We start from the raw sequence: 22949 nt of genomic DNA on the forward strand, positions 1-22949 counted from the left end.
ATCAGAATTTAAGGTTTACGCCCACAGTGAATTGTCTTACCGGTGGGTTATTGAGGTTTACGGCGATCTGTCGCTCCGGCGCTCCACGCTCGCTCGCGCCCTGCGGGTTAAGCGTCGATTGTCCGCTGGCGTAGCTGTTCCCTTCCGGGTCCACGGCCAGGTTGTCTTTCACCAATGGCGAATAGATGATGAACGGGTTCGTCAGGTTCACGTAAATGCGGGCCGACGTAGCGCCGATCTTCTTGATGATATCGCTCGCGAACGTGTACCCGAGGTTAATGCTCCGGCATTTGATAAACGAGCCGTCGTAATATCCGAGCGTCGACCCGAAGTTGGCCACCGCGCTGCTCGCGTCGGGTGCCGGGAATGCATTGGTCGGGTTGGTATCGGTCCAGTAATCGACTTTCACCTGATTGACGCGGCTTTGGTTGAAGAATGCAAACCCGCCCGAACCCGTCGAGTTACCTGTCAGATAAGGTACAAGCACTTTCATGCCCATCCGCGCATAGGTGACAATCGACGCATCGAAATTTTTAAATCTGAAACGGTTGGTAAGCCCTCCCTCCCATTTAGGCTGGAAATTACCCAGGATCTGCCGGTCGCTCGCATCGATTTTTCCATCTGCATTCAAATCCTCGACCCTGATCTGCCCCGGATATTGCACGGGGGATACCTGCTTGGCCAGCGTTCCGTTCTCCGCGTCGCTAAGCTGCCAGATACCCAGCTTTTTGTAATCGTAAATCACCGAAAGCGGCTGTCCTACGAACCATCCCGCACCGAGGTTGGCCTTTTCCTGCGGGGTGGTCAGCTGGGTGATTTTCTCGCGGTTGAAGAAATAGGTCGCGTCCACGCTCCAATTGAACCCTTTCGGCTTTCTGGCGATCTCGAAAGTAACCGCTACTTCCAAACCTTTACCCTCGGTTTTACCCAGGTTTTTCAAAGTCGAACCGGCCCCGTTGCTCGGCGGAAGCGGCACCGACAGCAAAATGTCTTTCGTTTTCTGGTGGTACCAATCGACCGAACCGGTAATGCGATTGTTCAGAAACCCGAAGTCGACACCGATATCGACCTGCGACGTCGATTGCCAGCTCAGATTGCTCGCGGGAAGACTCGTAACGGTGTAGGCCAGTTGCTGACCGGCTGTACCTGTTCCAAAATTGTAATATCCGGCCGACAATGCGCCGAGCGTCGAATACGCGCCCACGTTCCGGTTCCCCGACACACCCCAGCCACCGCGTAGTTTCAGGTTCGAAACAAAAGCAGCGCTTTTCATAAACCCTTCCTCGATCACATTCCAACCCAGGCCGATCGCCGGATAGTTGAAATACTGATTCCCGGGTGACAGCGTGGAAGAGCCGTCCCTGCGCAAGGTCAATGTCAACAGATAACGATCGTCGTAGCTGTAATTGAGCCGTCCCATGTAGGAAAGCAAGCCCGTTTCAGAAAACGAGTTACCGAAATCCGAGTTGGCCACAGGCTGGCCGGACGCCAGTGAAAAGTTCGACGTTTTAATGTAGTCCGCCGGTACGCCGGTCACGGTAAAGCGGCTGCCGAGGGAGTGGTTTTTAGTGTATTCATAAAGTGCGGTGAAACCCAGTTTATGCTTGTCTGCGAATGTTTTATCGTAGTAAAGCAAATGTTGCAGGTTCACGTCCCAGTACTCGGTGTTGCTGATTTCCGCCGTGGAAGAAGACTGTACCGTGGCCGAATTGAAATAGGTCAGCGGGCCATTATAGCCATTGTAATTCGACTGGCTGAAATTCAGACCTGCATTGAACCGGTATTTCAAACCGGGCAGAATGTTCACCTCCGCGTACAGGCTGTTGAACGTACGCACCGAGCGCGTACGGCCGAGGTAGGAATCCTTCTTGGTCATGATCGTGAGCGGACTCACCCCGGTGGCATCGATAGACCCTTCCGATGGGAACATATTCACACTGCCGTCGGCATTGTAGGGCGACGCGAGCGGTGTCAGGCGCACCAGTCCGCCCGGAACGCCACCTCCGCCGGGTGTGTTCTGGTAGGTAAGGGTGTTCAGCGTGTTCAATCCGACCTTGATATTTTTCCCGATCCGCTGATCGATCGTCGCGCGAAGGTTGAAGCGCTGGAAGTTCTGGTTAGGGATAATGCCCGTTTCATTGAAATACCCCAAACCCAGCGAGTACTGCGTGTTTTCGACACCGCCCTGCATGCCAAGCTGGTGATTGGACATAAAACCGGGCTTGTAGATCAGGTCCTGCCAATCGGTAGACACCCCTTTGTCCAGCGCTTCCTGTTCTTTCGGAGTAAGCAAATAGCCCGATGTGCCGGGGCTCGTGCGGTTGTATTTGGCAGCATCCGCTTTGAACTGAGCATATTCAGGGCCATTCATCACATTGAATTTACCCATGATACGCGTTTCGCCGTGGTAGCCGTCGTAGCTGAACACAGGCTTGCCGATCTTCCCTCTTTTGGTCGTCACGAGGATCACCCCGCCCGCACCGCGCGAGCCATAGATGGCCGTTGCAGAAGCGTCTTTCAATACTTCCAGGCTGAGAATATCATCGGGGTTGATGTCGTTCAATCCGCCGAACGGGATACCGTCGACCACCACCAACGGGCCGTCAAGGCCATCACTCGATCCCGAACTGGTGGTCAGCGTGCGGTTACCGCGGATCCTGATCTGCCCCTGCGAACCGGGCGTGCTGCCGTTACTGATAATGGACACACCGGCCGCACGGCCTTTGAGCTGGCTCACCAGGTTCGGCGCGGGTACCTCTTTGAGCGTCGACTCGCTCACCGAAACCACCGAGCCGGTCACATCCCGCTTGCGCTGCGTCCCGTAGCCGACTACGACCACTTCTTCCAGTACTTTATGGTCGGGAGCGAGCGTTACGTTCACGACCTTCTGGTTTCCCACCACTACTTCTTTGGAAACATAACCTACCAGCGAAAACACCAGCACGGTCTGTTCGTTATCGGGGACATTAATCCTGAAATTCCCGTTTTCATCGGCTATTGTTCCGCGCGTGGTACCTTTGATCAGGATACTCACTCCCGGTAGCGCATCACCCGGATGCCCGGCGCCCGGAAGCCCGGAGCCCGGAAGCCCGGCACCAGCCTCTCCCGTAACCTTCCCGGTTACTTCCACCTCCGCCATGACCTGACGGACATGCGCTTTCAAATCGATTTTCGATGCACGGGCGTCGCCGCCGGGATCCAGCGTCATCGCCAGCATCAGCGGCCATCCCATGGTCGCCAATGTGCGGAGCCGGTTTCTCTTGTTCAGTAAAAAGTAGCGCATACGCTTGCAGGGTTTTTGTTGAAAATTTTTATTTGTCATTTTGACAATATATTTTTAGAACATAATGATTCCAATAATTTATGGTAACCTGACAATGGACAAAAGTAGTATGACCGCGAAGCCGACCGTGAGCACATTTGTTCAAACTATGGGAACAAATGTTCAAAAAGGGGCTAAAAGTGGCAAATTCAGGGACAAAGTTGCATTTAACCCATTCTTTACGGCGGAGAAACACGTGTTTCCGTCGTCTTTATAGTAAATCACCTTTATTGCTTAACACTTGATACAAATCCGGCCGTTTCTGCGCTTACTGATGAGCCTGCCACTGCTTTTTGCCGGCCTGGGACAGATGGCTATTGCCCAAAGCGAACCGCCCCGTTTCACCGCCATCACTTCCATGGACGGGCTATCTTCCAACACCGTCACCGCGATCCTGAAAGACCGTTTCGGCTTACTGTGGTTCGCTACCGACGACGGCCTCAATAAATATGACGGGACAGGTTTCACCGTTTACCGGCACCGGAAAACGGGCTCAACCTCCCTGAAATCCAACGACGTTTCGGCGCTCTATGAAGACCGCGCAGGCCGCATCTGGGTGGGGACGATTATTGGCTCCCTGCATTTGTACGATCGCCGGAGGGACTCATTTGTCAGGGTTAAAGCGCTTCACAGTATCAATTCGCTATGCGAGGATGCGCAGGGTAAAATCTGGGCCGGCACTACCCAGGGCCTCATTATCATTGACCCTCACACCTTGAATTTCAAAACATTCGGCACCACAACGGGTGTCCCGCCGCAGGTGGCAGGCAAGCACGTACATCGCGTTTTCCGCGACCGGAACCGGCAAATGTGGGTCGGCACAAGCAATGGGCTTTTCAGATTTTCAAGTAATCAAAACCGGTTTGTCCCCATCGATTACCATGGCAAGCAAGGTAACCAGGACGGTGCCGACTTTGTGACGGCCATCAGCCAGGACAGTGCCGGCAACATGTGGATCGGGACACAGCGCGGCTTATTCACTCTTTCTCCCGACGGAAAACCGGACCGGCAATTCAGTTACCAGCCCGGCAACGGCCAGTCGATCAGCAATAATATGATCTTTTCGATCGCTCCGCAAAGCCGGAACGAGGTCTGGATCGGCACCGACGGCGGGCTGAATATCATCGATACGCGCACGGGGCACATTACGCACCACACGCCCGACCCGCGCATGCCGTTCAGCATAACGAACAAGTCTATACGCAACATCCTCACCGACTCTTCGGGTATTACGTGGATGGGCACTTACAAGGGCGGCGTGAACAAATACGACCGTAACCTGACGCTTTTCGGGCTGAAACGCTGCGATCCCTATGATCCGTACGGCCTCAGCGCCCCTTTCGTCACTTCATTCGCTGAGCATCCCGACGGCCGCATTTTCGTGGGGACCGACGATGGCGGCGTGAACCTCTACGACCGTAAGACCAATCTTTTCCGCCAGGTTACCATCCACGCCCGGAACAAGGCGGCTTCCTCGGGATTGGCCGTTCTGTCGCTGGAACTGACGACGCCGGATGCGCTCTGGATCGGTACATTCCAGGACGGGCTGTTCCGCCTGAACCCCGCGACAGGCGCGTACGACCAGTTCCTGCAAGGCCCGGAGGCTACTTCATTGGGCAACAACAATATTTTTTCCCTTACGAGGGACAAAAAAGGAAGACTGTGGATTGGTACAAATGGCGGGGGCGTCAATGTGTACCATCCGGAAACCAGGCAATTCGAAAGGTTTTTTGACCCCAACATTTCCCTTCTGAAACGCATGATCCCGCTGAATGCCTACATCCGCGATATTTTGGAGGATCGGCACGGGAAAATGTGGATCGCCTCACACGGGACCGGTATTGCCGTTTTTGACCCTGAAAAACGCGTTTCCACACTGCTTGACCGCGAAACCGCCGCGCTTCCCAACAACAATGTGCTTTCGCTCCTGGAAGACAGCCGGGGTAATATCTGGGCGGGTACCGGCGGCGAAGGCCTTGCGCTATTTGACCCGAAAACACGCAGGTTCATCACATTCGGTGTCAATGAGGGGCTTCCGAGCGGGATGGTAAACAAGGTGTTGGAAGACGCGCAGGGGCGTATCTGGGTGAGTACCAATGAAGGAATCAGTTTTTTTGATTTACATAAAAAGAAATTCACCAACTATACGGCACATAATGGCCTGCAAAACAATACGTTCGCGCTCGGTGCGGGTATGCGAACGTCGGACAACGTACTATTTTTCGGCGGCATTGCGGGTTTCAACTACATCGACACCCGTGGCCTGAAAAAGCAGCAGGGCCAAACCCCGGTGATGCTCAGGGACCTGAAAGTCGGGAACCGCAGCATCACATCCGCTGATTCGGCCATGATCGACGCCGACATTTCGGTCGCGCGGACGATCCGCCTCGATTACAAGCAGAACTTTTCGATCGGTTACGGGGCGCTTAATTACACCAACCCCGAACAGACCGCCTATCGGTACCGCCTCGTGGGACTGCAAAATGAATGGCAGCAGGCGAGCCAGGCCAACACGGCCAGTTACATCAACCTCAGTCCCGGCGACTACCGCTTCGAGGTACAGGCCAGCAGCGACGGCAGCGACTGGAGCTCGCCCCCGACGACCGTCTCGGTGATCGTCAAACCTCCTTTTTACCTCACCATTTACGCCTACATTTTCTACGTACTCGCCCCCATTGTGGCCGTGTTCCTCATGCGACGCCGCGGCATCCGCAGACTGAACCGGAAGTTTAGGGAAGAGCAGGCACGCCGCGAAACGGAACGCAAGCAGGAGCTCGACAGGCTGAAAATCAAGTTTCTCACCAACCTCAGCCACGAATTCCGAACACCCATTTCGCTCATTCTCGCGCCGGTGGAAAACCTGCTCGCACAGGAATCGCCCCACCAGCCCCAGATTTCGGCGATCCGTCGCAATGCCAAACGGCTGCTCAACCTGGTCGACCAGCTGCTGGATTTCAAAAACTTGCAGGAACAGGAATTGAAAGCCGATCTCCGCCGCGCCGACATCGTACCTTTCATACGCGATGCGTGCGACTCGTTCAGCGACCTTTCCCAGCGGAAACGCATCCGCTTTACATTCGATAGTCCCATCGCGCATTTGCTGATCGATTTCGATGCCGACAAGATGGAACGCATTCTTTTCAACCTGCTTTCCAATGCATTCAAATTCACACCGGAAGGAGGCGAAGTGGCGTTGCAACTGACCTGCGGCACAGACGAGTCACAACAAAACTGGCTGTATATCAAAGTATCAGACACCGGCATCGGTATTGCGCCGGCACATCATGAGAAGATCTTCGACCGGTTCTTCCAGGACGACGCGGGCGCCTCGGTGCTCAACCAGGGCAGCGGGATCGGCCTGTCGATCGTCCGGGAGTTTGTCCAAATGCATGGCGGGTTTATCACAGTAGGGAGCAATGGCAGCAGAGGCAGCGTTTTCACCGTCGGGCTTCCCTGCGAAACCTGGGTATTCAACCCCGTGGAAATTGCTCCTCCGGCCCCTCTCGCCGAAACCGTGCCCGCCGAAGGCACCCTAACTCCTGCCATGAAGGCACCGCCAACCGACCTCGCAGGTTTGCCGGGCAGCGACCTGCCGGGCAACGATTTGGCGGGCAGCGATTTGCCCCGGATACTGATCGTCGAGGACAATGCGGAGTTCAGGCATTATCTCAAAGAAAACCTGAAAGCCCATTACCGCGTGCTGGAAGCCACCGATGGCAAAGAAGGCTGGCAAAAAGCACTCAGCTGCCATCCCGAACTGATCGTGAGCGACATTGCCATGCCGGAAATGGACGGGCTCGCTATGAGCGAAAAGATCCGGTCCGACAAGCGGACGAGCCATATCCCGATCATCCTCCTTACAGCATCGAGCGGGGAAGAGCAGCAATTGAAGGGCCTGAGCTCCGGTGCAAACGATTACCTGACCAAGCCTTTCAATTTTGAAATACTGAATGTTAAAATCAATAACCTGCTGCTCCTGAACAGGCTGCTTAAAGATGTGTATTCGAGGCAGATACAAATGACGGGCCGTGACGTGGCGATCGAGTCCGGTGACGTAAAACTGTTGCGGGGCATACTTTCCTACATCGACGACAACCTGAATTCGACCCAGCTCAGCGTTGAGAACCTCGCCCGGCACGTAGGCATGAGCCGTGGCACGCTCTATACCAAAGTACTGGAAATCAGCGGACAAAGCCCTATCGAATTCATCCGGTCGATCAAACTGGAAAAGGCCGCGCTGTTGCTTGAGAAAAGCGACATGAACGTTTCGCAAATCTCCTATACCGCCGGTTTTGCCACGCCCAACTATTTCACGAAGTCGTTCAAGGCCAAGTTCAATATGCTGCCCTCCGAATACAAGACAATGAAACGCAAACCTCTTTTACATACATCGCATTGAATTATAACACTTTAAACATGATCGGATCAATCCGGATAAAGATTTTACACCCGCTGGCCCTGCTCCTCCTTTGTGTGGCCCTTCCCCTGCATGCGCAAATCCGCCTGCCCCGGCTGGTTGCCGACCACATGGTTTTGCAGCGCGACCAACCCCTTAAAATAGGAGGCTGGGCTTCGCCCAAAGAGCAGATTACCCTTCAATTTGACCGAAAAACTTACAAAACCTCGGCAAACGCAGCCGGGAAATGGGAAATAGGGCTCCCTGCGCATTCCGCAGGCACCGGGTATTCGATGATTTTGAAAGGAAGGAATGAAGTCCGGATCTCGGATATAGCATTCGGGGATGTGTGGCTGTGCAGCGGGCAAAGCAATATGGTGATCAACATGGAACGCGTGAAAGAGCGTTTTCCAACAGACATTGCGTCGGCCAACTATCCCGAAATCCGCAATTTCTTCGTGCCGACGCTCACCAGCCTGAACGGCCCGGCGGAGGATTTCCCCAAAGGCGAATGGAAAACGGCCAGCCCCGAAAACGTGCTCGGCTTCGGTGCCGTCGCCTACTTTTTTGCCCGTGAAATTTATACCAGACACAAAGTCCCGATCGGTATCATCAATAGCTCCGTCGGCGGCACACCGATCGAAGCCTGGATCAGTGAAAGTGGCTTCAAGGATTTTGAAAACATCCGGAAAACCATTTCCCAAAACAAGGATACCAGCTATGTGAATGCACTGGCCCGCATCGCGAACGCAATTCCGCCGCGTCGCCCGGTAACCGACGCAGGTCAGCGGGAACATTGGGAAGGCAACGCCTACCAGCCCAAAGGATGGCGAAATTTCAATATCCCCGGGTATTGGGAAGATCAGGGCCTGAAAGCGCTCGATGGTGTGGTATGGTTCAGAAAAACCATTGAGGTACCCCAAAGCTGGGCCGGAAAGCCTGTTAAACTATATATGGGACGCATTGTGGATGCCGACGAAATGTATGTCAATGGGAAGAAAATAGGCAACATTACTTACCAATACCCGCCCCGGCGATACGAGATCCCGGGCGATTTGCTCAAACCGGGGCAGAATAGCTTCGTGATCAGGGTTACCAACTCTTCGGGCAAGGGCGGTTTCGTGCCCGACAAGCCCTATTTTATGACAACCGGAAGCGATACGATCGATTTGAAAGGCACGTGGCAATACAAAGTCGGTGCCGTGTTTCCGCCCGGACAAGCCCCGGCAACTGCCCGACTGGTGCATCAGAACCAGCCGACGGCCCTGTACAATGCGATGATCGCGCCGGTCCTGCCCCTGAAAATCAAAGGATTTTTGTGGTATCAGGGCGAATCGAATACAAGTAACCCCGAACCTTACAATGCATGGCTCCCGGCGCTGATCAACGATTGGCGCTCATTGTGGCACGACGACCGCCTGCCGTTCCTTGTAGCACAACTGCCCAACTTCCAGGACATCGACTACACCCCGGCGGAAAGCAATATTGCATTGCTTCGGGAAGCGCAGAACAAGGCGCTTGCATTACCCAACACCGCCGTGGCCGTCACCATCGACCTCGGCGAATGGAACGATATCCACCCGCTCAATAAGAAGGATATCGGACACCGGCTCGCGCTGGCCGCCCGGAACCAGGCATATGGCGAGAAGGACATCATTTACTCCGGGCCCGTGCTGAAATCGCACCGCGTCGAAAACGACAAGGTCCTGTTGACATTCGATCAGGTCGGCGAGGGCATCGTGTCGTCCGACGGCGAGGCATTGCGCTGGTTTGCCGTTGCGGGCGACGACCGGAAGTTTTACTGGGCGGAAGCCGAGATAATCGGAAAAGACCGGATCGCATTACATACCGAGCAGGTCAAATCGCCGCGATACGTCCGGTATGCCTGGCAGGATAACCCGGAGGGGGTCAATTTTTACAATTCGGCCGGCCTCCCCGCCTCGCCCTTCCGCACCGATGGCCAGGGTTCTGCTCAAAATCACTAAAACCTGACGACCATATCCAACTCTGTACATGATGTTATTCAGCAAAAACCTTTTGTCCGACAGCATAAAAAACCTGGCCCTGCTGCTGATTTTCACCTTCATTTTTACCAATCAGGCGTGGGCCGACGACGGTTACCGGCTTTGGCTCAAATATAACCGCATTCAAAATGCTTCGATGCGGGCCGCTTACAGCAAATCTTTCAACTTTATAGCTGTATCGGGCAACAGTGATATCCTGAACAGCGCCGCCAAAGAATTGCAGACCGGCCTGACCGCCATGCTTGGCAAACCGGTTCAGATCGTGAAAAATCCGCTCAACAATCAGAATGGGGTTATCCTTTCGGTTTCGGCCGGTATCGCATCCGGAGATGGCTATTCGATCGGCATGCGGGGCGGCAACACGGTCATCACCGCTCCGAAAGATGCGGGCGTACTGTATGGCAGCTTCGCATTGCTCCGGCATTTGCAACAGCACTTGCCTGTTGAGAAAGTCGCAGGGCAGAGCAGCCCGAAAATCCAGCTGCGGATGCTCAACCATTGGGATAACCCCGAAGGGACTATCGAGCGCGGGTACGCGGGATCGTCGTTGTGGAAATGGTACGAGCTGCCCGAAACGGTCGATCCGCGCTATACGGATTATGCCCGGGCCAATGCGTCGATCGGCATTAACGGCACAGTCGTGAACAATGTGAATGCCAGCGCGCGCTTTCTGACGGCCGAGTATCTGCCCAAAGTGGCCGCATTGGCCGGTATTTTCAGGAAATATGGTATTAAAACCTATTTATCCATCCATTTCGCAGCTCCCAAAACGCTGGGAGGCCTGAAAACTTCCGATCCGCTCGACCCGGAAGTCAGAAAATGGTGGACCGAAAAAACGAAGGAAATCTACCGGGCTATCCCCGATTTCGGAGGTTTTCTGGTGAAAGCCAATTCCGAGGGTGAGCCCGGTCCGCAGGATTACGGCCGCACCCATGCCGACGGTACCAATATGCTCGCCGAGGCACTTGCCCCATTCGACGGTGTGGTCATCTGGCGGGCATTTGTTTACAAAGCCGATCCTACCGCCGACCGCTTCAAGGCCGCTTATGAAGAGTTTGCTCCGCTCGATGGGAAATTTGCGAAAAATGTGATCGTCCAGGTCAAAAATGGCCCGATCGATTTCCAGCCCCGCGAGCCGTTTTCGCCGTTGTTCGGGAATATGCCCGGGACGCCGCTGGGCATGGAGTTTCAACTGACGCAGGAATATACGGGCTTCGCGACGCATTGGGTTTACGAGGCCCCGCTCTTCAAAGAATGCCTCGATGCGGACACCTATGTGCATGGAAAAGGCTCCACCGTAGCCCGCATTATCGACGGCTCGCTGCACAATTATCCATTGACCTGCATCGCGGGCGTGGCCAATACCGGCTCCGATCGCAACTGGACCGGGCATCCGATGGCGCAGGCTAACTGGTACGCTTTCGGGCGGCTGGCCTGGGACCATACGCTGAGCCCGGAGGCCATCGCGCGCGAATGGACACAACTTACCCTGACCACCGAAGACAAAGATGTGTCCACGATCAGCGATATCATGCTGCGTTCCAGGGAAATTTACGTGGATTACAATACGCCGCTGGGCCTCTCGCGCCCCTGGACGGGCAGCCATTACGCACCCGAGCCGTGGCAAAATCGCAGCTCCCGCCCCGACTGGACGGCCATATACTACCACCGGGCCGACACCCTCGGCCTGGGATTCGACCGCACGGCTACCGGCAGCAATGCATTGCAACAATACCGCCCGGAAGCCAGCCGTGCCTGGCTCCGTGCAGAAACATGCCCGCTCCCCTATTTGCTTTGGTTCCATCACATTCCCTGGTCGCAAAACCTAAACTCAGGGAGGAGCCTCTGGGACGAGCTGTGCCACAGGTTCTATACCGGCGCCGACTCCGTGCGCTGGATGCAAAAACAATGGGCCGGCGTAAAATCATCGGTGGACCCGGCGATCCACGCCGACGTTACCGGCCGGCTCATGAAGCAACACAAAGAGGCCATTTGGTGGCGAGATGCATGGGTATTGTATTTGCAAACCTTCTCCCGAAAACCAATCCCGACGATTTACCCGGCTCCCGGCAGAACTTTGCAGGAAGTAAAGGAGATCGTCAACAGCTATTTAATGCGCTGATACCTCACCACTTGAAATGCAGCAACGACACGCCCTGGCGTGGCAGCTGCATTTCTACCGTCGCGTTGCCATTCTTGGGCTCGATCCATTGCGGCGAAGTCAGCAATGCAAGCTGCCCGGCCTTTTCCAACAGCCTGATTTGCTCGGCGGTCGGCTGTTTGGGGGAGCCCATCGCTTTCCAGGCTTCGTAAGAATTGCTATTTTCCTTGTCGATGCGGTAGTGGTAGAGCATTACTTTTTGCGACGGCAGCCCTTGTACCGACACTTTCACGGTCGCATCGGGTGACGGGATATTGTCGTCGTGGTAGTTCCATACCATGACGGCTGCCGAATTGCCCGATTTGGAAGCGATGCCATTGATATCCGCCTCTTTACGAACACTTTCATCTCTCACCATTTTGAAATCATAGGCCAGGTTTTGTTTCACCTCCACCCGGTTTCCTTCCATCATACCAAACATCCGGAACACGTTGAGCACCGGCTTGTCGACGCCATTAGTCGCCAGGTCGCGGAACCCGCGGAACCAGGCCTGGTCCTCAAACTCGAACGACCAGCTCACCGCGCCGAGCAAATTCACGCCCCGCCCCTCGGCCAGCTCGTATTTCCGGGCAAAAGACGCCGCCGTATAGCTCGAATACATGGTGCCGTTGCGGTAGGCATTCTGCGGACTTACATCCTCCGAGCATGCCGCGCATCCCTCCGGATCGGATTCGCCGATAATGATCGGTAACTTTTTGAGCGCCGGATACGAAGCGACAATCTCGAAACCCTTGTCGAGATCGCGCAGTTGCGTGCCCATATTCATCTGCACATGGCCTTCCACTATTTTCGGTGCACCTTTGGCGTGGTAGGTGACAAAATCGATGGGCGTGCCGGTTTTGCCGGTCACGTAATTCTTGCCGGATGTAACGTGGTCGAGGAATTTCCGCATGAACGCCTCCGATTTGTCCCACGAAGGGCCGGTCACCTCCGGCCCGCCCATTTTGGCAGTAGGCAATGCCCGTTTGACCGCGTCGGCCGTGTAGTCGTATAGTTTAATGTATTCGTCCACAGTCCCTTTCCAGTAACTGATATTCGGCTCATTCCAAAGCTCCCAGTACCAGCTTTCCACTTCCTTCTTGCCATAGCGGGCTACCGAATGTTTTACCCATTGATACACCAACTCGGCCCATTTGTTATAATCATTGGGAGGATAGGCCCAGCCCAGGTAAATGTCGTTGTAATTATCGCCCGGCTTCCAGTGGTGACGGTACGGTTCGGGTTTCGACGACAACGCCTGCGGCATGAAACCGATCTGCGCAATGGGTTTCATACCCCTTTCAATGTAGGTATCAAAAATTTTGTCCACGATCTTCCAATCGTACACCGGTTTGCCCTGCGCATCTTCGGTATAAGCGTTGGTAGAACCCCATTTGAGCGCTGCCTCGCCATCGCCCGTCACCAGCAGGCTATGCGCCCGCACATACACGGGAACCTTGCTGAACTGCGAGATTTCCGTAAGCAGTTTTTTCCCATCTTTCATATAGGTATAATTGGGCTCATCATAGCCAAAAAACGCCCAAATGGGTTGCATAGGGGCCTTTACCTTCGTCAGGTTAACGTCGATCACGACGGGCTGCTGCTGGCTGAAAACGGGAGTGGATAATGCCGTGCCCAGGATGGCGGCATGGAACAGGACATGTTTGGTTCTTTTGAAAAGCATGTGACGGTGTTTAAGCGATAAGGAAAGCTGCACGGTCACAAAATCTATCGACAAAACCCGGTTTATCTGAATAGAAAATAAAGCCCTCCCATCACCACCCCGATGCACGCCCAGCCCAGCCAAATGCCCCGGCGGTCGTAATGCGGCTGTGAAGCGTAGGTTTCGGCCAGCGTCGGCAGCGAGCCGGGACGTTCCTCGGGAAATAAAAGGGAAACGGCGACCATAAAAACCATCAGAAAGGCGGTCAGCAGGAATGTGAGCAGCATGAAATGCGGCCAGAATGCTTTGTGCGGGAAGTCGGTCAGCTGCATGATGCCGATACCCAGGCAGAGCGGAGAACCGAGGTACAAGGTGAGGTTGGCGGAAAGGCTGGTAGCCTTTTTCCAGATTACCCCCATTAAAAACACGGTGGTCAGCGGAGGGGCCAGGTAGGTGCCCACAGCCTGCGAAAGGTCGAACAGTCCTTTGTCGACGGTCGATAGCAGGATCGACATCATCATGGCGATGAACGACGAGCCGATAATCACTACCCGCCCGACAGTCCGGAGCTTCTGTTGCGAGGCATCGGGATCGATGATTTTGGAATAAACATTCAAAGAAAAAACCATGCTGAACGCATTGATACCCACTGCCACATCATACACAAGCGCCGCAATGAGCGCGGCGAGCGTAATGCCTACCAGGCCGACCGGGAGCAGGTTAGCCGTCATAACCAGATAGGCATGATCCGGATTACTGAGATTGGGAAACAGGATGTAGCAGTAGATCCCCGGCAGCAGGAAAATGAAGGGTACCAGGGCTTTGAGGCCCGCCATGAGCATGGTGCCATACTGGCCATGCCGGATATCCCTGGCCGCAAGGGTCTGCTGAACGATCGTCTGGTCGGTGCACCAGTACCAGATCCCGACCACCGGGTAGCCGAGCAGGACCGCGTGCCACGGATAGACGGGGTCGTCGGACGGACGAAAAATAGTCCAGAATTCCTTCGGGGAGCGGCTTACCACCTCACCAATCCCGCCAATGCGGTCGATCGCGATTACGCCGACAATCAGCGCCGCGACTGTCACCACGACGGATTGCATCACGCCCGTTCTGGCAATCGCGCCAAGGCCGCCCGTAGCTGTGAAGCTCGTTGCGAGCACGGTGGCGCCCACCGCCGCCACCCAGAAAGGCACGTCGAGAAGCTGTGCGATCACCAGCCCGCCGGTGAGCAGCACGAAACTCACCGATGCGATGAGCGTCGAAATCATGGAATAGTAAGTGAGGAAGGTAAATGAGCGCTGGCCGTACCTCCGCAACAGGAATTCGGGCATGGTGCTCACTTTCGTCGCGAAATAATGCGGCACGAACACCATCGCCAGCAGCAGCAGAAACCACCAGGCCAGCCAGTCGAAGTTGGCAGCGACCATGCCTGTCGTGTAAGCCATGCCGCCGTAGCCCACGAGCATGACGGGGCTCACATTACTGCTAAATATGGACAGACCGACATTATACCATTTCAATGACCGGCCGCCCAGGAAGAGGTCGCTGGCTGTTTCGATCCGGCGCTGGCGGGAGAAGTAAATCCCTACCCCGACCAGAATAGCCAGGTAAAGCACGATAATGCCGGCATCAATGCCGCTCAGGGCCACTTCTTCGCGCATGGGACGGTCACAAGGTTTTTCTGCGGATCAGTACATTGGGCAGGATCACCTGGATCTTCTGCTTTTGCATAATCGATTGCCCGGCGAGCTTTCCCATCAACGCGAAGTCGGTCGAATAGGTAGTAATGTCGACAAACTCCTTGGCGGGTTCATCGTTGACGGACAGCAGCCCTACATCGACGCCCATTGTAAATTTTTTGCCCTTGCATTCTTTCAGGATCGACCACATCGTGTAGTTATCGAGCGTGAAATAGGCCTTCCCCTTCTCGACCGACCCCGGCACAAATTCGCTCACGATTTGCCCCTGAATGGCATAGTCGTGCAGGAACCGTTTGAATGAGAACACGATCTCTTTCGGGTCGAGGGATTTGGGGGAATGATAGAAAATGATCTCATCGAACTCCCGGATCTTGTCCGCGAGCGCTTCGAGCACTGCATAGGTCGAGCGCTCGAATTCCTGCGCGATATAGCTCACTTCGCCGTCCAGCTGCTCAAACCGGTCGAATATCAGCAGGTTGCTCCGGGGAATGGTTTCCAGGATTTCCTTCGTCTTGCGGTGCGGGATCGGCGCCACCACGTACATGCCGTATTTCCCCTTGATCTGGAACAATGTGCTTTCCAGCACATCCACGCTGCCATGATGGAAAAACACGTCCAGATGGACTTTTTTACCGAGTTCTTTCCTGAAATTCCGGTAGAAAAGTTCTTCGAATGTGTCGAGATTATACATGATCAGGGCCACCTTCATGAACTGGTCGGTTTGCGCATTGGTCACATAATATCCTATCCTGTTTTTGGATTCGACCACTCCCCTGTCTACCAGTTCACCATACCCCTTGCGTATGGTTTCGCGGGAGAAATTCAGTTCCTGGATCATCTGGTTGACCGACGGCAACAAATCGTTGGGTGCAACAATCTTCTGGTCGATCGCATTAATGATCCCAACGACGATCTGGTCGTGTTTGGAATAGGATGTCACCTCCCGCAATTCCTTAATTTTATCAAATATGCTCTCCATTCAGCGGTATTTACTTCGTAAAGCTAAAAACTTATTTATTCACGAAAGGGGTTGAATTGAAATGAGGGGCATCGCACTTTTTTGTCAGCGGACAGGGCCGGGCGGTCGAAGGCCGTTGCAGTAACGGCCTTCGACTCCGCTCAGGCTGACAGTGACCCAGCCCGCTCAGGCTGACAGTGACCCGGCCCGCGCAGGCTGACAGTGACCCCGTCCGCTCAGGCTGACAGTGACGCGGCCCGCTCAGGCTGACATTACTCTACCCGAGCAGAAATCTCCTGCTTACCAGCCACCTGCACATCCGCAAACGACACCGTGCGCGAGCCTTTCACAACCGCCTGACTGGCCTTTTGCCGCTTGCCATTCACGAGTATGAACGGATGTTTTCCTGCAAACATCACCCGCCATTGAACAGCAGCGGTGCCCGCATTGCGGAGCGAGGCCGTTTTGGCAGATTCCGTAACCGAAATGTTCCGTTGCAGAACAGGCAGATTTTCAATGGTATGCGTATCCTCAGCCCGTCCGTTGAACAGCGTCGTAATCCGGTTCACCCGCGCATCCGCCTCAATGCCCATAATGCCCTGCACCACGCCCTGCACCGCTCCGTAGGAAACCTCGGGATATTCACGGCGTTTGGTGGCGGGATCGGTCAGGTGGAGAATCTGGCTGCGGATCTGTTCGGGATAACCATACTGCCCCAGTACATAGGGGAAATACGACTGGTTTTCCATATTCCAATCGCGCGCCAGGATCTGGTTAATCGTTTTGCGAGCCCTGGTCGTATCCTTCAATACATCGAACCAGAGCAGAAAGGTTTCGCCTTCGGTATAACCGAATACGCCTTTGGAAGAATAGTACGTGAAGTATTTATCCTCTTTATCGCTCCACCATTTGTTTTCGATGTGCTGGCGGTATTGCCCGGCCTTTTGATCGAATGCCGCAGCCTCGGCGGTTTTGCCTTCCACACGCAACATATCGGCATAGGTTTGCATTCCGCGCGAAAGCGACGCGATCAGGTCGACGCCCATTTTCAGGTCATGTACGCCTTCGGAATAGGAAGCGAGCCCACGGCAGCGGTGGAAAGAATCCTTGTCGTTGTACGCCGCATGCGCATTCGGGTGAAGCGGCCGCGACAATAGCGAATCCGGCTGCAATACCCAGCGTTCCACATATTCGCGGACCGATTTCCGGTGAAAATCGGCAAACTCGGGCCCATTGATGTACCGTTTATCACCGGTCCACAAGTAGAGCTTCCATGCGGCCTGCATCACATCGAAATTGGCATTGAGGTTATACCAGAACTCATCGTCGTTCCGGTAGTCTGCCGGCGCGGGCTTTCCTTCTTTATTGATTTCCCAATACGAGCACCAATCCTTGCCGTCGGAGATGTTTCGGGCAAAATGGGAAAACATATTGCTGTTCGCTTTGCCGAGCCCGAGCATTTCGGCGGCCATACTCTGATGCGCCACGTCGCGCATACAGAATGCGAAGCGCGAAGGCAATGCAGCTTCGTACCAGTCGCCCACCGGGTCGGCCGGATTACCCCGGTGGCTCAGCGCCATTTCCTTTGCCCGATCGAACGCCGTTTGCAATGCAGCGTCCGTCGACCGGAACTTTAACGTTTCGCTTTGTGCATTAACGGGCTGCTGGGCAGCGAGCCAGATAGAAGCAGCGGCGATAAATCTGATCATTCCTTTCGTTTTTGAATTAAAATACAATGTCTTTATAAATATCCTCTTAAAACAATGCTGCGTAAGTGCACTGAGGCTGTCAGTGAAGCGCAAATTCGCTCCTTATTTTACAACCTCAATTATAATTCGGATTCTGCGTCAGAGAAGGGTTCCGCTGCAATTCCGTCCGCGGGATCGGGTAGAAATACAGGGCCGGTTGCCATACCCGTTTCTGAACGGTATTCGGCTGATACGTAAATGTGCCGTCGGCCTGTTTGGTAATGATCACACCCAGTGCGTCCTTCGAACCGACCTCAGCCATACCCCACCGCCGGATATCGAAATAGCGATGCCCTTCAAAGCAAAGTTCGATACGGCGTTCCTGTCTGATTTTGTCCATCAATGCCGCGCCGGATGCATTCACCGGAGGCATGCCCGCTTTTTGCGACCGCAGCTTGTTCAGATAAGTAAGCGCTTCGCCGTCCTCACCCAATGCGGCGCAGGCTTCCATGTAATTCAGGTAAATTTCGGAAAGCCTGAAACCGACCCATTGCGAGGCAGCGTAGTCCTGCTTCTGCCAGTCGACCGACTCGTCAACCATCTTGCGGATCACATAGCGCGTCTTGGAGGCATTCCAGGGCGAGTAAGGGCTCTGAGGCGAATCGTCGCCGCCTTCAAAAAACTGGGTTGCACGCCCTTTGAATAGCTGGTTATTGGCCAGAATCGTAGCGTAAAACCGCGGATCACGGTTGGCATAAGGATTTTTCGAATGCACCGGGTTGGTCCAGCTGAACGCAGTCCCGTCGGCCATTTCGAATGCGTCGACCATTTGCTGGACCACATTGTAGGCGCTGTACCCTTCATAACCATTCGGGCTAAGGTCGCGGCTTACGGTATTGTACCGGTCGGCCCTCGCCAGGCCGCTGTACACCCGGGCGAAGATCACTTCGGGATTGAAAAATTCGAGGTACGTCTTGTTGTAAGTCCCATTGGCTGCATTACCGTACAAAGCGTACGGCGCGCCTTTGAAATCGATGACTGCCCTGGCGGCTTCTTTGGCCTGCTGCCAGAGCTTCTTATCCCCGGAAGTATTGAAATAAGGGCTCGCCGCGTACAGCAGCAATCGCGATTTAAGCGCCAAAACGGCCCCTGTGGTGGCACGGCCTTTGTCGAGATCGGCGGAATAGGCTGCGGGCAGCAACTTTGCCGCCTGCTCGATGTCGGCGAGAATGAAGTCCTTTGTTTCGGTCCACGAGGCACGCTTTTCGTTGAAGCCCGTATCGTTGACGTCGTATACTTTGGTAATCAGCGGCACGCCGCCAAATCGCTTCAACAATTCGAAATAAGCCAGCGCCCTCAGGAAATAGACCTCTCCACGCATCGTACGCACCGCTTGCGCATTGGAAACGGTATCCAGCTGGCTTACGTTTTTCAGGAACACATTGCAATTGCGAACGGAAGAATACAGGTCGCCCCAGCGGTTCAGCGAGGAAGCGGTCTGATTATCGGGCGTGGCTTCGCCCTGCACGTAGCTGTTTTCATTGGTCCAGTTGAAGTTACCGTACAGCTCGTCGGTCTGCGCACCCCAGCCAAAGCCGCCGTCTTTGTATGCCATCACCGTCTGGTTATAAATACCGTTCACAAATACCTGCACCAGGTTCGGATCTGTCCATACGTCGGACTCCGAATAGGCATTCTGCGGTTTCAGGTCGAGCACATCCTTGCAGGAGCTCATGACCAGCATGCCCGCTGCGATGGAAATTCCCGCGAGCAGTTTCCCCGACCAGCCGACCGCGTTTTTCGCAGCCTGAATGCCGGATTGAATTGTATGGTTGGTTTGTGGTTTCATGGATTAAATGGTAAGGGTTAGAAGCTGATGTTGGCACCCAGGTTCACGACACGCTGCTGCGGATAATAGTAACCTGTGTTGTTCGGGATTTCGGGATCAAAAGACGGCCCGAACCGGTCGATCGAGAACAGGTTGCTGCCATTGATATAGATCCGTGCGCTGGGCATTCTGGCTTTTTTCAGCACACCGGAAGGCACCGTGAAGCCCAGCTCCACATTTTTCAGCCTTACGAATGCCGCATTGCGCAGCCAGAAATCGGAAGTCATCGTATTTACGCCTCTCGATGCACCGGTAGGGCCATTGAAGTTACGCGGGAACTGATTGTCGCCTTCCTTCTGCCAACGACCATCGAAAAACTCTCTGGCCATGTTCAGCCCGGCCGGTGCGAGGTACGATTGTGCCATGGCCTGGCCCTGCACGAAAACCGAAAGATCCAGGTTCCGCCATGAAAGGCCCAGCGACGTACCGTAGATCAGCTGTGGCGTCCGGACGGACGATTTCCGTACCTGATCCAGACCGTTTATGGCCCCGTCGCCGTTGATGTCCTTGTAGCGGATGTCGCCGGGCGCCGTGTTGGCCGGGTGCGGGCTGGCGTCGATCTCCGCCTGGTTCTGGTAAAGGCCGTCGGATTCGTACACCAGCCATGAGTCGATCGGAATGTCGGTTTTGCGCTGGTACGAAGGTACGCTCGCTGCCTCATCCATGAAAATGACCTTGTTACGGGCGTACGTGAGGTTCCCTCTGATATTATATCCGAAACTCGTTCCGATGGTCCCATTGTAGTAGGCTTCGAGTTCGATCCCGCGATTCAGCACTTTTCCAAGGTTCTGGTTGGGCAGGGTCAGGCCCGTGTACGCGGGGACAGACTCACTGCGCGTAATGAGGATACCCGTGCGCATGGAACGGAAATAGTCGATGGTAATACCCAGCTTGCCTTTAAGGAACTGCGCGTCGAGCGCCACGTCGGTGGTCGTGGCTACTTCCCAGGTAATGTTTTTATTAGGGGTCGGCCCGGGCACCAGCGAACTCACCTGCGAGGCATTCGACCCGAGTGAATAGCCATAGCCGGTTCCGAGGAGGTAGGTCTGGATGTAGTTGAATGCCGATACGGCGTCGTTACCCGTTTTACCCCAGGAGCCGCGCAATTTCAGCTCCGTAATGCTTTTGGAATTGAAAAAATCCTCCTGTGAAATGCGCCATGCGGCCGAAACGGCCGGAAAAAAGCCGTAGCGTTTTCCCTCGGGGAAATTCTGCGAGCCGTCGTAACGCATGTTATAATCGAAAAGGTATTTGTTCTTGAAACCATAGGAAGCACGGGCAATGAAGTTGTTCCGGCCCGTCTGAGCGGCAGTCGAATTATTCTGCTGACCTATGAGGCTACCTGCCGAAAGCTGGTCGAGCGAGTTGCTGAGGAAATTCGACCGGAATGCGCTGATCTCGTCGGCATTGCCTTCGAAACGCTCGTATGCGGCAAAACCCTCCACGGAATGGTCACCGAACCGGTTGTTATAGCCGAGCCGGATGTTCATCAGGTTTTGTTTCAGAGTACCGCGCGACTCCGACAAGCTCGGTTTGATCGCCGAATTGATCTGAATGTAATTTCCGGTTGCAGCATCGTAACGGAAAGCGGGTGGAGGAGTTTTGGTAAATGCCTTGTTCTTCGAAAAAGTAAGGTCGTAAGCATAATAGCCATCCAGGAACACGCCATCGACCAGTTTGGACAAATCCCATTTAAAATACGTCTTGGTCTGCAGATAATCGTTGGAATTCCGGTTGTAGCCGGCTTCCCCACTGGTGACGTATACCATGCTGTTGTTCGGCCCTCCGCCGATACCCGGCCCGACGAGCCCGTTGGGATAAACCGGCACGAGGTACGGATACGCGAGCCACAATTCCCGGAATATCGCCCCCGCATTGTAGTTACCCACCGCCGAATTGCGGAATTCGTTGCGGTACAGCACGTCCACCCCGATTTTCAGGTTATCGGTCACGGCCATATCCACGTTGGCACGGGCTTGCGCTTGCTTGTAATAGGCCGCGTCTTTTTTGTAAATACCATCCTGCTTCTGGTACTGGCCGGAAAGGAAATAGGTAACCTTGTCCGTGCCGCCGCGCAGGGAAATGACCTGGTTATGCTGCAATGCACTTTTTTTCATCGTCGCATCCCACCAGTCGGTGCTGGGGAACGAGAGCGGGTCGGAACCGTCGCGGAACTTCTGTAAGGAGGCATCCGTCCAGGTGGGGTTCTGCCCGATCATCCGGTCGTATTCGTTGGTCGCCAATGCATATTCATAGGAATTCAGCATTTGCGGCACGCGCGTCGCCTGCGTGAGCGACCAGTTGGTGCCGATGGACAATACCGGCTTGCCGGCCACCCCGCGCTTGGTCGTGATCAGGATCACGCCATTAGCCGACCGTGCGCCGTAAATCGCCGCCGTAGCATCTTTAATTACCGTAAACGATTCGATATCGGCCGGGTTAAGCCGCGCAAAGCCACCCGAACGATCCGGAATACCGTCGATCACGACCAGCGCACCGGTGCTACCCAGCGTGGCCTTGCCGCGGACAAAAATCTCCGCATTGTCGTTGCCGGGTTCGCCGCTTCGTGTGTTGGCGATCAATCCAGGCACGCGACCGGCAATGGAGTTGGTCAGGTTACTGGCCGGCGACTTTTCCAGCTCCGTGCCTCTGATCGTCGATACCGACCCGGTGAGGTCCGCACGGGTTTTGGTCCCGTACCCCACTACCACCACTTCATCGAGCGCTTTGGTATCCGCTTCGAGCAACACGTCGAGCTTGCTTTGCTTGCCAACTTGTATTTCGCGGGGAATATAACCTATGTAGGAAAAAACGAGGATTGCTTCGGCCGTAGGCACATTGATCGTAAAATGGCCTTCCGCATTGGTAGACGTGCCGCCATTGGCACCCTTGATGATCACACTCACACCGACGAGCGGGCCGGACGCGTCCGTTACCCGGCCCGAAACCGGCACCTGGGCCCTGACCGCAAGCGCGCTGAGGAACAACAGCACGGCCAGAAGCAGTGGAGAAAAGCGGGTAGAAAAAATCATGTTAAAAAGGGTTATAAAGTGAAACACGAGCTGTCCAGGCCAGCCTCCGGATGCCGCCCGACACAATTACACTGTCTAATTTTTTATCAAAAGAACACAATTTTTAACTAACCTATACTATTCTATACTATTTTA

10 protein-coding genes are annotated in these 22949 nt (G+C 54.6%); 3 read left to right on the forward strand and 7 right to left on the reverse strand.

Going from position 1 to position 22949, the window contains the following annotated elements; all coding sequences use genetic code 11:
* Position 1 precedes the first annotated feature (1 nt).
* Positions 2 to 3283, reverse strand: a complete 3282-nt coding sequence (locus J7619_RS00355; protein WP_291192754.1) for a TonB-dependent receptor — start codon at positions 3281 to 3283, stop codon at positions 2 to 4.
* Between the two features lie 280 nt (positions 3284 to 3563).
* Between J7619_RS00355 and J7619_RS00360 the strand changes: the two genes are divergently transcribed.
* Genes J7619_RS00360 through J7619_RS00370 form a run of 3 tightly spaced genes read left to right on the forward strand, consistent with a single transcriptional unit; the run spans position 3564 to position 11864 of the window.
* A complete protein-coding gene (locus J7619_RS00360) occupies positions 3564 to 7721 on the forward strand; it encodes a hybrid sensor histidine kinase/response regulator transcription factor (protein WP_291192756.1) in 4158 nt (1385 codons plus the stop codon).
* 17 nt (positions 7722 to 7738) lie between these two features.
* Positions 7739 to 9703 carry a sialate O-acetylesterase gene (locus tag J7619_RS00365; RefSeq protein ID WP_291192758.1) on the forward strand — a complete coding sequence of 655 codons (1965 nt, stop codon included), beginning with the start codon at positions 7739 to 7741 and terminating at the stop codon, positions 9701 to 9703.
* A gap of 31 nt (positions 9704 to 9734) precedes the next feature.
* A complete protein-coding gene (locus J7619_RS00370; protein ID WP_409012711.1) occupies positions 9735 to 11864 on the forward strand; it encodes an alpha-glucuronidase family glycosyl hydrolase in 2130 nt (709 codons plus the stop codon).
* Positions 11865 to 11868: 4 nt separating this feature from the next.
* On the opposite strand, the gene J7619_RS00375 is transcribed toward J7619_RS00370, so the two are convergent.
* From J7619_RS00375 to J7619_RS00400, 6 genes are all read right to left on the reverse strand, one after another.
* Positions 11869 to 13566 (reverse strand): GH39 family glycosyl hydrolase, encoded by a 1698-nt coding sequence (locus J7619_RS00375; RefSeq protein WP_291192762.1) that lies wholly within the window; start codon positions 13564 to 13566, stop codon positions 11869 to 11871.
* Between the two features lie 62 nt (positions 13567 to 13628).
* Positions 13629 to 15209 (reverse strand): SLC5 family protein, encoded by a 1581-nt coding sequence (locus tag J7619_RS00380; RefSeq protein ID WP_291192764.1) that lies wholly within the window; start codon positions 15207 to 15209, stop codon positions 13629 to 13631.
* Positions 15210 to 15216: 7 nt separating this feature from the next.
* A complete protein-coding gene (locus J7619_RS00385) occupies positions 15217 to 16227 on the reverse strand; it encodes a GntR family transcriptional regulator (RefSeq protein WP_291192766.1) in 1011 nt (336 codons plus the stop codon).
* Positions 16228 to 16478: 251 nt separating this feature from the next.
* The gene (locus J7619_RS00390; protein WP_291192768.1) at positions 16479 to 17915 is read right to left on the reverse strand and encodes a hypothetical protein; all 1437 of its coding nucleotides are present in this window, start codon (positions 17913 to 17915) and stop codon (positions 16479 to 16481) included.
* A gap of 115 nt (positions 17916 to 18030) precedes the next feature.
* Positions 18031 to 19743 carry a RagB/SusD family nutrient uptake outer membrane protein gene (locus J7619_RS00395; RefSeq protein ID WP_291192770.1) on the reverse strand — a complete coding sequence of 571 codons (1713 nt, stop codon included), beginning with the start codon at positions 19741 to 19743 and terminating at the stop codon, positions 18031 to 18033.
* Positions 19744 to 19760: 17 nt separating this feature from the next.
* Complete coding sequence (locus J7619_RS00400) at positions 19761 to 22814, reverse strand: TonB-dependent receptor (protein WP_291192772.1); 3054 nt, start codon at positions 22812 to 22814, stop codon at positions 19761 to 19763.
* Positions 22815 to 22949 lie beyond the last annotated feature (135 nt).

It is taken from the genome of Dyadobacter sp. (genome assembly GCF_017744695.1).
Lineage (GTDB): Bacteria > Bacteroidota > Bacteroidia > Cytophagales > Spirosomataceae > Dyadobacter.

Excerpts from the sequence above, each read along its gene's own strand:
- J7619_RS00355 (WP_291192754.1), bottom strand. The coding sequence starts at position 3,283 with ATGCGCTACTTTTTACTGAACAAGAGAAACCGGCTCCGCACATTGGCG.
- J7619_RS00365 (WP_291192758.1), top strand. The coding sequence starts at position 7,739 with ATGATCGGATCAATCCGGATAAAGATTTTACACCCGCTGGCCCTGCTC.
- J7619_RS00370 (WP_409012711.1), top strand. The coding sequence starts at position 9,735 with ATGTTATTCAGCAAAAACCTTTTGTCCGACAGCATAAAAAACCTGGCC.
- J7619_RS00375 (WP_291192762.1), bottom strand. The coding sequence starts at position 13,566 with ATGCTTTTCAAAAGAACCAAACATGTCCTGTTCCATGCCGCCATCCTG.
- J7619_RS00380 (WP_291192764.1), bottom strand. The coding sequence starts at position 15,209 with ATGCGCGAAGAAGTGGCCCTGAGCGGCATTGATGCCGGCATTATCGTG.
- J7619_RS00385 (WP_291192766.1), bottom strand. The coding sequence starts at position 16,227 with ATGGAGAGCATATTTGATAAAATTAAGGAATTGCGGGAGGTGACATCC.
- J7619_RS00390 (WP_291192768.1), bottom strand. The coding sequence starts at position 17,915 with ATGATCAGATTTATCGCCGCTGCTTCTATCTGGCTCGCTGCCCAGCAG.
- J7619_RS00395 (WP_291192770.1), bottom strand. The coding sequence starts at position 19,743 with ATGAAACCACAAACCAACCATACAATTCAATCCGGCATTCAGGCTGCG.
- J7619_RS00400 (WP_291192772.1), bottom strand. The coding sequence starts at position 22,814 with ATGATTTTTTCTACCCGCTTTTCTCCACTGCTTCTGGCCGTGCTGTTG.